Origin of the sequence: Sphingopyxis sp., from assembly GCF_035250425.1 — a bacterium.
Taxonomy (GTDB): domain Bacteria; phylum Pseudomonadota; class Alphaproteobacteria; order Sphingomonadales; family Sphingomonadaceae; genus Sphingopyxis.
This window is the reverse complement of record NZ_DATFFD010000227.1, coordinates 1-10805: the sequence shown is the minus strand read 5'-3', so window position 1 is coordinate 10805 and position 10805 is coordinate 1. Positions and strand designations below refer to the sequence as shown.

9 protein-coding genes and 1 pseudogene are annotated in these 10805 nt (G+C 64.0%); 6 read left to right on the top strand and 4 right to left on the bottom strand.

The window, feature by feature from the left end:
* From VJ811_RS13560 to ribA, 4 genes are all read left to right on the top strand, one after another.
* Window positions 1-1818: DNA translocase FtsK (locus VJ811_RS13560; protein ID WP_324073188.1), on the top strand; the 1818-nt coding region annotated here is incomplete at its 5' end.
* 127 nt (window positions 1819-1945) lie between these two features.
* On the top strand, window positions 1946-2578 hold the full coding sequence (locus VJ811_RS13555) for an outer membrane lipoprotein carrier protein LolA (protein WP_324073193.1): 633 nt from the start codon (window positions 1946-1948) through the stop codon (window positions 2576-2578).
* Window positions 2579-3037: 459 nt separating this feature from the next.
* Window positions 3038-3832: an exodeoxyribonuclease III gene (locus VJ811_RS13550; RefSeq protein ID WP_324073186.1), complete on the top strand. Its 795-nt coding sequence runs from the start codon at window positions 3038-3040 to the stop codon at window positions 3830-3832.
* 5 nt (window positions 3833-3837) lie between these two features.
* A complete protein-coding gene (gene ribA / locus VJ811_RS13545) occupies window positions 3838-4884 on the top strand; it encodes a GTP cyclohydrolase II (protein WP_324073191.1) in 1047 nt (348 codons plus the stop codon).
* Between the two features lie 182 nt (window positions 4885-5066).
* On the opposite strand, the gene VJ811_RS13540 is transcribed toward ribA, so the two are convergent.
* From VJ811_RS13540 to VJ811_RS13530, 3 genes are all read right to left on the bottom strand, one after another.
* The gene (locus tag VJ811_RS13540; RefSeq protein WP_324073183.1) at window positions 5067-5873 is read right to left on the bottom strand and encodes a LytTR family DNA-binding domain-containing protein; all 807 of its coding nucleotides are present in this window, start codon (window positions 5871-5873) and stop codon (window positions 5067-5069) included.
* Window positions 5870-6994 carry a sensor histidine kinase gene (locus VJ811_RS13535; protein ID WP_324073180.1) on the bottom strand — a complete coding sequence of 375 codons (1125 nt, stop codon included), beginning with the start codon at window positions 6992-6994 and terminating at the stop codon, window positions 5870-5872. Before VJ811_RS13535 ends, VJ811_RS13540 begins: the two co-directional genes overlap by 4 nt.
* 64 nt (window positions 6995-7058) lie before the next feature.
* Window positions 7059-7580 carry a helix-turn-helix domain-containing protein gene (locus VJ811_RS13530; RefSeq protein ID WP_324073178.1) on the bottom strand — a complete coding sequence of 174 codons (522 nt, stop codon included), beginning with the start codon at window positions 7578-7580 and terminating at the stop codon, window positions 7059-7061.
* 125 nt (window positions 7581-7705) lie between these two features.
* Here VJ811_RS13530 and VJ811_RS13525 point away from each other — a divergent pair, with 125 nt between their 5' ends.
* Together VJ811_RS13525 and VJ811_RS13520 are read left to right on the top strand one after the other, a co-directional pair.
* Window positions 7706-8038 (top strand): CC_3452 family protein, encoded by a 333-nt coding sequence (locus VJ811_RS13525; RefSeq protein ID WP_324073176.1) that lies wholly within the window; start codon window positions 7706-7708, stop codon window positions 8036-8038.
* A gap of 188 nt (window positions 8039-8226) precedes the next feature.
* On the top strand, window positions 8227-10320 hold the full coding sequence (locus tag VJ811_RS13520; RefSeq protein ID WP_324073174.1) for a bifunctional (p)ppGpp synthetase/guanosine-3',5'-bis(diphosphate) 3'-pyrophosphohydrolase: 2094 nt from the start codon (window positions 8227-8229) through the stop codon (window positions 10318-10320).
* Window positions 10321-10323: 3 nt separating this feature from the next.
* Here the strand turns inward: VJ811_RS13520 and VJ811_RS13515 are convergent.
* Window positions 10324-10805, bottom strand: a pseudogene (locus VJ811_RS13515) (hypothetical protein); the annotation flags it as partial.

Genomic DNA, 10805 nt, shown 5'->3' with positions numbered 1-10805 from the left:
CTGATCCGCTTTGCGACGATCCTGCTGCTCGTCGGGCTCGGGCTGTGGCTCGCGTGGCGCGCGTTGCGGCTCGAAAAGGGCTGGGCGTCGCGCTTCAAACTGCCGGCGGCCGAAGGCAGCAGCCGCGTCATCGAACCCGCGCGGGTGCCAAGCGACGACGCGAAGGCGCCGGACCTGACGGACCGTGTCGTGCGGCCGCGTGCGGTCGCCGAACCGAGCGACCGCGCGCCGCCCGAAATCGCCGATCCCGCCGAGCGCAGCGCGCCCTCGAAACCCAAGCCGAAGCCGCAGACCGAGCTGTTCACCAACTACCAGCTGCCGTCGATCGACCTGCTCGCGCCGCCGCCGCCGGGGCCGACCGGACAGATCGACAAGGCGGGGCTGGAGCGCAATGCGCGCCTGCTCGAATCGGTGCTCGAGGATTTCCAGGTCAAGGGCGTCGTGACCGCGGTTCGCCCCGGCCCCGTCGTCACGATGTACGAACTCGAACCTGCGCCCGGCACCAAGGCGAGCCGCGTGTCGAACCTCGCCGACGATATCGCGCGCAACATGTCGGCGCTCTCGGCGCGCATCGCGCCGATCCCCGGCCGCACCGTGATCGGTATCGAATTGCCCAACGCGGTCCGCGAATCGGTGGTACTGCACGAAATCATCGGCAGCGCCTTGTTCCAGGACCAGACCGGCGCGCTGCCGATCATCCTCGGCAAGAATATCAGCGGCGACCCGATGATCGCCGACCTCGCGCCGATGCCGCACCTCTTGATCGCGGGTACGACGGGCTCGGGTAAGTCGGTCGGGCTCAACGCGATGATCCTGTCGCTTCTCTATCGCCTTGGGCCCGATCAGGTGAAGATGATCATGATCGATCCCAAGATGCTGGAACTCAGCGTCTATGACGACATCCCGCACCTGCTTGCCCCCGTGGTGACCGAGCCCAAGAAGGCGATCCGCGCGCTCAAATGGGCGGTCGAGCAGATGGAGGATCGCTACCGGATGATGTCGTCGCTGTCGGTGCGCAATCTGTCGTCGTACAACGACAAGGTGCGCGGCGCGCTTGCCAAGGGCAAGTCGCTCGGCCGCCGCGTCCAGACAGGTTACGATCCCGACTCCGGCCAACCGGTCTATGAGGAAGAGACGCTCGACTATGCGCCGCTGCCGCAGATTGTCGTCGTCGTCGATGAGCTCGCCGATTTGATGATGACCGCGGGCAAGGAGGTCGAATTCCTGATCCAGCGGCTCGCCCAGAAAGCGCGCGCGGCGGGCATCCACCTGATCCTCGCGACCCAGCGCCCGTCGGTCGACGTCATCACCGGCGTCATCAAGGCGAACCTACCGACGCGCATCAGCTTCAACGTCACTTCGAAGATCGACAGCCGCACGATTTTGGGCGAGGCGGGCGCCGAACAGCTGCTGGGCAAGGGCGATATGCTCTATGTTCCCGGCGGTAAGCAGATCACGCGTATCCACGGCCCGTTCGTGTCGGACGACGAAGTCCGCGCGGTCGCCGATCACTGGAAGGGCCAGGGCCGTCCCGACTATATCGAGAGCGTCACCGAGGATCCCGAGGACGGCGGTTTCGCGATGGAAGGCGCGCCCGCAGGCGGCGACAGCGCCGAAGACCGCATGTACGCCAAGGCCTGCCAGATCGTTGTCGAAAGCCAGAAGGCGTCGACCAGCTGGCTACAACGTCAATTGCGGATCGGCTACAACAGCGCGGCGCGCCTGATCGAGCGGATGGAGGAGGAAGGGCTGGTCAGCCCGCCCAATCACGTAGGCCGCCGCGACGTGCTCGCCGACCAATATGGTCAGCAGCGATAAGGGAATCATCGCCGGCTTCACGACTTGAACAGCGTCCAACGAAAGGTTCACGGCGGGTTCAACGCGCGTCAGCGATGGATCGGCCGAGTTATCGGAAAATGAGAGCCAAATGACCTTGAAGACCAGAATGACCCGCCTTGCCGCATGGACACTCGCGCCGATGGCTGCTGCCAGCCTTGCGATTGGGGTCCCTGCGATAGCCCAATCGTCGAACACGCTGTCGGCGGTGCAATCGCACCTGAAATCGACCAGCTCGATGACCGCCGATTTCGTGCAGACCGACCGCAACGGCCAGCGGCTGAACGGCAAGCTGACCTTGAAGCGCCCGGGCAAGATCCGCTTCCAGTATCAAAAGGGCGTGCCTTTGCTGATCGTCGGCGACGGCAGTTCGCTGACGATGATCGACTATGAAGTGAGGCAGGTGCAGCGCTGGCCGGTGAAGAATTCGCCGCTCGGCGCGCTGCTCGATCCCGACCGCGACCTGACCAAATATGCCAAGATCCTGCCCACCGGCAGCGGCGATGTGCTGAGCGTCGAGGTCAAGGATCCGAAGCGCCCCGAATATGGTACGATCACCATGGTATTCGTGCGCGACGGCTCGGCGCCCGCGGGGCTGCGCCTGCGCGGCTGGGTCGCGCTCGATTCGCAGAACAACCGGACGCGGATCGACCTCAGCAACCAGAAATTCAACGTCGCGGTCGCCGACTCGGCGTTCAAATGGACGGACCCGCGGCCGAAGCAGCGCGGCCGCGCCGGCTGACACAAGTCGGCCGCCGCCTCCAAAATCATGGCGCCGAATCTGCAAAACGGATCCGGCGCCATTTTTTCCGGACCAACGGACGTCACGCATCGACGAACTGCCAGAATGGCGCCGGAGCGCGTATTTTGTTCAGCTTGGCGACAGGGAAGAGCGGCTATTTCATCTCTCGAAGGCGCCAACACGGCTCCCGGATTTGGGTTTCCCCCTGTTGCCCCACCCGGACTGCCAGGCACCTTCATTCAAGAGCGTGACGAACGCTGACCTTGAACCCCCGTTCCACCGCCCCTGGGACGGGGGTTTAATTTGTCCGGCGCTGTTTTGCCGCTGACGCGGCTTTGCGGCACCACCCCCCTCCCACCGACCTCCCATTTCAGGATAGGCTGTTGGGAGGCTGGTGGGGGAGCGGGCTGGTGCCGCAATCGCATTGCGAACAATGCCCCGCGCCGATAGAGCCACCGCATGACTCGCACCAGCATCGCATCGTGGAACATCAACAGCGTCCGCGCCCGCATCGGCATCGTCGAAAAATTCCTGCGCGAAGAAGCCCCCGACATCCTCTGCCTGCAGGAGACCAAGGTCGAATGCACGCTGTTCCCGCCCGATATGTTCAAGCGGCTGGGGTACGAACATATCGTCACCCACGGCCAGCGCATGCACCACGGCGTCGCGATCGTCAGCAAGCTGCCGCTGACCGACGTGCGCAAATATGACTGGCAAGCGAACGGCGAGGCGCGCCATGTCGGCGTGACGCTGCCGTCGGGGGTGCGGCTCGACAATGTCTATATCCCCGCGGGCGGCGACATCCCCGACCGCACCCTCAACCCCAAATTCGGCCAGAAACTCGATTTCTTCGGCCGCATGACCGAATGGTCGGGCGCGCTGAACGGGACGCCGACGGTGCTGACCGGCGACTTCAACGTCGCGCCGCTCGAAAGCGACGTGTGGAACCACAAGGCGCTGCTCGACGTCGTCAGCCACACGCCGATCGAGGTCGAAACGCTTGGCAAGCTGCAAGCGGCGTCGAACTGGGTCGACCTCGGGCGCCACTTCATCCCGGCGCCGGAGCGGCTCTACACCTGGTGGAGCTATCGCGCGAAGGATTGGGAGGCATCGAACCGCGGCCGCCGGCTCGACCATATGTGGGTGACACCCGACCTGATGCCCAAGGCGGTGTCGCACCGCATCGTCCAGCCAGCGCGCAGCTGGGAACGGCCGTCGGACCATATTCCGCTGATCACCGAGTTCGATTTTTGAGCCATATCGGCGCCCGGCGGGCGGCGCGCGCCATCGATGCGCTGCGGCGCGGCTGGCCGTTTCGCATCGAGGGCGCCGACGGTGCGCTCGACCTGCTCGCGGTCGAAAGCGCGCGCGACGAGGCGGCCGTCGAATTCGCCAGCCGCGACCTGCTGCTTTCGGGCGAGCGCGCAGTGACCCTCAAGCTCACCAACCAGCGCGTCGCCGCGACGCCGGGGCCGGTCCGGCTTGCCGATGCCGCCGATACCGTCGCTGCCGCGCTCGCGATCGCCGATCCCGCGCTCGACCTCGCCAATCCGCTCAAAGGGCCGTTCCGGACGAGCGCGACGGGCGCGGAAACGGCTGCGGCGGCCGCGATGACGATGGCACGCCACGCCGGGCTGCTCCCCGCCTTCTTCGTGCGCGAAGCGGCGGGCGAGGCCGAGACGCATTGCACCGTCGACGATGTCGCGGCGCTGCTCGCCCCCGCGCGACTCGAAGTGGCGGCGCGCGCGCGGCTGCCCGTCGAGGCCAGCGAAAGCGCCGAGATCGTCGCCTTCCGTAGTCCCGAAGAAGCGTCGGACCATGTCGCGCTCGTCATCGGCAAGCGCGACGGCAATCCGCCGGTCGTGCGGTTGCACAGCGAATGCCTGACCGGCGATGTGCTCGGCAGCCTCAAATGCGATTGCGGGCCGCAGCTCCACGCCGCACTCCACGCGATGGCCGATGCGCCGTGGGGCGTGCTGCTTTACCTTCGGCAGGAAGGCCGCGGGATCGGGCTTGTCAACAAGCTGCGCGCCTATGCGCTGCAGGATCAGGGGTATGACACGGTCGATGCCAATCTGCGCCTAGGCTTTCCGGTCGAGGCGCGCGATTTTGCGATTGCCGGGCGGATGCTCGAACTGCTCAACATCCCGCGCATCCGGCTGATGACGAACAACCCGGAAAAGGTCGCGCGGCTGGAGAAGGAGGGCGTCGAAGTCGTCGAGCGTATCCCGCTCGCGCTGCCGACCAATCCGCACAACGAACAATATCTCGCGACGAAACGGGACAGGACGGGGCACCAGCTTTAGACGATTTTGGTCCGCACGAAGACACAAAGCCACGAAGAATTTCTCATATTCCCGTTCGTGCTGAGCTTGTCGAAGCACCGTTCGTTTCTTCGACGCTGAAAGAAAGCACGGCCCTTCGACAGGCTCAGGGCTAACGGAGTTTGGGGGAATCTTTGTGGCTTTGTGTCTTCGTGCGAACCGATTTAGTGCACGAACCGCGCGACGACGTCGCGATAGCTGCGGCTGACCTTCACCTGCGCACCCGATCCGAGCACGAGGAAGCATTCGCCGTTGGTATGCGGCTTGACCTGCTTCACCTGCGACAAATTCACGATCGTCGAGCGATGCACGCGCTGGAAATTGCGCGGGTCGAGCCGCTTTTCCAGATCCTTCATCGTTTCGCGCAGGATCAGGCTGTTGTCGGCGGTATAGATGCACATATAGTCGCCCGCGGCGTCGATGCGTTCGATGCTGTCGACGTCGACGCGGAATATCTGGCCGCGATCCTTGATGTTGATCATCTTTTCATAGCGATCGGCGGCGTGCGTATCGGGCTGGGCCTCCGCGTCATAGTCCTCGACCGCTTCGGGCGCGACTTCGGCGAGCACGGTCTTGAGGCGCTCGACCTCGGCGACGCCGCGCTTTTCGGCGAGGCGCTGGCGGACGCGGTCGAGCGCATCGGCCAGCCGTTCGGGCTCGACCGGCTTGACCAGATAATCGACTGCCTGCGCCTCGAACGCGCGGATGGCGTGATCCGAATAGGCGGTGACGAACACCACCAGCGGCGGTTCGACCTCCATCAAGCCCTGGATCACCGAAAAGCCGTCGAAACCCGGCATCTGGATGTCGAGGAAAACCAGGTCGGGCTTGTGGGTCTTGATCTTTCGGATGGCTTCGCGGCCATTTTGCGCGGTGTCGACGATTTCGACGTCTGTGTGCGGTTCGAGCCGCAGTTGCAGGCCTTGGGTGGCCAGTTTTTCATCATCCACCAGGATGGTTCTGATCGTCATGTTCTTTCGGTTCCAATCGTCATTTGCCCATCGGGCTGAAACGGAAACTCGATTACCACCGTGAACCCGCCCTCAGCGCCCGCATGGACGTCGAACCGGTGCTGGTCGCCAAAAGCCTGCGCCAACCGGTCCCTGATATTGGCTAAACCCACGCCAGTCGATTCCGTTGCAACGCCCGTGGTGGGGTCCGTGCGGTCGGCTGACAATCCCGCGCCGGTGTCGGACACGGTAATCCGAACATTTTGACCGGCCAACTGTGCGGACAGCGTGATATCGGCGCCCTCCTCCTGCGGCGTCACCGCATATTTGATCGCATTTTCGATGAGCGGCTGGAGCAAAAGTGAAGGCAATCGCGCGCGCGCGACCGCCGGATCGATCGCGAAATGCGGACGCAGCCGCTCCTCGAAGCGCATTTTTTCGATTTCGAGGTACAGCTTCAGCGTCTCGATCTCCTGCGCCAGCGTCACCTGCGCGGTCGGCTCGTTCGCGAGCGTGTAGCGCAGGAACGCCGACAGCCGCGACAGCATCGCATTGGCGGGCTCGGCCTGTTTCAGGAGCACGAGGGTCGAAATGCTGTTGAGGGTGTTGAACAGGAAATGCGGGTTGAGCTGGTAACGCAGCATCGCGAGCTGCGCCGACGCCGCCTGCGCCTCGAGCCGGATGACGCGGTCATTCTGTTCCTCGAGCTGGAGGAAATAGTTGATCGCGAAATAGAGCGCCGACCAGGCCGCGAGCGAGGTCGCGTCGATATACATCGCGCCGAGGAGCAGGCTGGTGAAGCCCGCGTCGCTCGCCGGATTCTGAATCTGCGCGACCCACGCGTCGATGAAGGCCCAGAGCGCGGTCGCAATCCCCGCAAGCCCGAAACTGACGCCCCACATCAAAAGCGGCCGCCGATTGATCAGCGCGCGGTAACAGGCCGACAGGATCAGCGTCAGCGAAAAGCCCGTGATCGCCGAAATCGTCTGGGGGATGAGGAAGGTGAAGGCCTGGCCATTGGCAAGCCCCGACACCCCGCGCAGGCCGAGCCATGCGGCCCAGCCCAATATCTGCAGGTTCCAGAAGGCGCGGACCTTGTTATCGAAAAAGGGACCCGGCGAGGACAGTCGGAAAAGCGGCATGGGAGTCTGTGCGATGGCGATGGTCAGGCGCCGCGCGGGCGATATCGGAAACCGGCGCAGCCGATCATTCGGCGGCTACCGGCGCGAGTCCGGCATCGCCGCGCACGCGCGCCTGGCCAAGCGGCTGCAGTTCCGCGCGATGCTTCCACAGCAATTCCTTATACCCGATCACCCGGCCGTCGTGCGCGGTGAGCGTGACGGGGCCGATCGGCTGTTCGTCGCGCGCATCGACCAGCACCGGGGTCGACGGCACACCCGCGCCCCATTTCTCACCCCATTGGCGCAGCGCGATCATCGCGGGGAGCAGTTCGATGCCCTTTTCGGTCAACTGATACTGAACCTTGCGCCGATCCTCGGCCATCACTTCGCGCGCCATGATGCCATGGTCGACCAGCCGCGACAGCCGGTTCGACAGGATGTTGCGCGCGATGTTCAGTTCCTGCTGGAACTCCTCGAAATGATGGACGCCGTTGAAGGCTGCGCGAAGGATCATGAACGACCATCGCTCACCCATCGCTTCCAGCGCCAGCGGCAGGGCACAATTGCCCCCATCCATGTCGTTCAGCAGTTCGCGTAATTTTCCCATGACCCAAGCCCTAACGTAAAATCGGCATATGCGTCAAAAAAATATAGAGCCTCCGTTGCATTTCGCAACTCAAAGTCTAGGTAGCGTTTCGCAACCTTTTGGTTGCGCAAAAACAGGAGGTTCCAATGCCCATATTCACGTTTTCTCCCCATGCCCACTCCTTCGCACTTGCAGGTGCGCTGGTCGGCGGGCTCGCCTTCGCATCATCCGCCGCGACCGCCGCGGGCGGCACCTATTATCGCGCCGAACTCGCCAGCCCGGCGCCCGGCGCACGCTTCGTTGCGCGTGACGTCGTCTGGGCTTGCACGGATGCGAGCTGTATCGCCGGCCAGGGAACGAGCCGTCCGCTGATCATGTGCTCGGCGCTCGCCAGGAAAGCTGGCCCCGTGACGAGCTTCACCGCAGGCGGCAAACCGCTGGAAGCCGACGACCTCGCGCGCTGCAACGCCGCGAAATAATCCGGCCACAAGCCTTGGAAGCCGCCGCGCTTCTCCCCCTCGCGGGCAGACGCGGCGGATTTTCTGAGCCTTTTTCTGGACGGCGAACGATGCTTCCAACCGGCGTTATCAAAGTTGCTGACCTCGGGCCGTTCCGCGCAAGCAAATTTCGCATTGCAATATTACCTGCATGAACGACATTGGTCGCGATGCTGAGGCAATATGAACTTGTCGAGCGCGTGCGCGCTTATGATCCCGACGTCGACGAGGCGCTGCTCAATCGCGCCTATGTGTTTACCGTGCAGAAGCATGGCAGCCAGAAACGCGCGTCGGGCGATCCCTATTTCAGCCATCCGGTCGAGGTTGCGGGCATTTTGACGGACCTCCATCTCGACGCCGAGACGATCGTCACCGCACTGCTCCACGACACGCTCGAAGATACGCTGACGACGCCGGAAGAGATCGAACGCCTGTTCGGCAGCGACGTCGGCCGGCTCGTCGATGGCGTCACCAAGCTCAGCAAGATCGAGGCGCAGACCGAAAACGAACGCGCCGCCGAGAACCTGCGCAAATTCCTGCTCGCAATGTCCGACGATATCCGCGTGCTGCTGGTCAAGCTTGCCGACCGGCTGCACAATATGCGGACGCTGCATTTCATCAAGAATCCCGAGAAGCGCCGCCGCATCGCCAAGGAGACGATGGATATCTATGCGCCGCTGGCGGAGCGGATCGGCATGTACGAATATATGCGCGAGATGCAGCTGCTCGCGTTCAGCGAGCTCGAGCCCGAAGCCTATGCGACGATCACCGGCCGTCTCGCCAAGCTGACCGCAGGCGGCAAGGACAAGGTCGCGGGAATCAGCCGCGAGTTCAAGGAGCTGCTCGCCAAGAACGGGATCGAGGCCGATGTATCGGGGCGCGAAAAGCATCCCTATTCGATCTGGCGCAAGATGCAGGAACGCCACGTCAGCTTCGAGCAAGTGACCGACATCATCGCGTTTCGGATCATCACGCCGACCGATGCCGATTGCTATGCCGCGCTCGGCCTTCTCCACCGCAAGTGGAAAATGGTCCCCGGCCGGTTCAAGGATTATATCTCGACGCCGAAACGCAACGGCTACAAGTCGCTGCACACGACGATCATGCACCAGCAGAATATGCGGATCGAAATCCAGCTTCGCAGCCTGGGCATGCACCAGCAGTCGGAGTTCGGCTTCGCCGCGCACTGGGCCTACAAGCAGGGCGGCACCGCCCCCGACGGTCAGGCGGGGTGGATCCGCGACCTCATCGAAATCCTCGAGCAGACGCACGATCCCGAGGAATTCCTCGAAAACACGCGCATCGCGATGTACCAGGACCGCATCTTCGCTTTCACGCCGAAGGGCAGCCTGCACCAGTTGCCGAAGGGCGCGACCCCGGTCGATTTCGCCTATGCCGTTCACACCGGGCTCGGCGACCGCACCGTCGGCGCCAAGGTCAACGGGCGGCTGGTGCCGCTGCGCACCCAGCTGAGCAATGGCGATACGGTCGAAATCCTCTCGTCCGACAAGCAGACGCCGCAGCCCGCTTGGCTCGGTTTCGCGGTCACCGGCAAGGCGCGCGCGGCGATCCGCCGCCATGTGCGGTCGAAGGAAAAGGTCGAACTCGCGGCGCTCGGCCGCAAGATGTACGACGAGATCGCGCTGCGCCTTCCGAACAAGGTCGGCGACAAGGCGCGGATCGCGGCGCGCGAGCGGCTGAAGCTCGACGACGACACCGCGCTTTACGTTGCGATCGCCAAGCAGCGGATTACCGACAATGCGCTGCTCGAGGCGCTCGTCCCCGGCATCACCGCCGAGATGAAGACCAAGCCGGGCAAGCTCGTGCAGGGCGCGGCGGTGTCGATCGCCGGGCTGACCCCCGGCGTCGCCTATCAGCTCGCCGACTGCTGCCACCCGGTTCCCGGCGACCGCATCGTCGGCCTGTCGCGGCCCGGCGAAGGGATCGAGGTGCATGTCATCGACTGCCCGAAGCTTGCCGACGGGATCGACGCCGATTGGATCGATCTCCGCTGGCAGGAAGACAGTGAGGGCGGCAATGCGCGGCTGTGCATCGTCATCTTGAACGAGCCCGGCACGCTCGCCGAAATGTCGGGCATCCTCGCCGCCAATATGGCGAACATCACCAATTTGCGCCTGTCGAACCGTGAGGGCGGTTTCCATACCTATGACGTCGTCGTCGAGGTGCGCGACGTCCAGCATGTGATGCGCATCCTGTCGGCGCTGCGCGCGTCCGACACGGTGGTGCAGGCCGAGCGGCAGTAGGCTTTAGTTTGCGTAGAGGAGTGGTGGCCGCCAGGCATTCTGGTCGACCTCGTCGCTGACCTTATAGACCATCCCCTTGCTGTTCAGGAACAGCTTCTCCATCTCGGGCCGCGTGAACGGGCGCGAGCCGACGCGGCCGAACACCGCCATCTGCCCGCCCGTCTCGTCGACCGCGCGGTCGCGATCAAGACCCTTCGACAGCGCGAGTGCGGGCGACGGCGTCTTGGCCCAGGCGATCAGCTCGGGAGTCGGTTTGGGCGAGAAGCCATAGAGCCCCGGATTGTCGGGACTGGTCAGCTGGAGCACCTTGATGCCGTTCCGTCCGTCGGCGACATAGCCGAACAGCGATGCATTTGTCGACGCGACGATGACGTCCTCGGCATCATTAAGCGCGCCGCCAAAGGTCAACCCCGGCCACACGACCGGCGCCGCGGGCCGCGTCACATCGACGATCACGAGCCCGTCGGCCTTCGCCGCGACATACA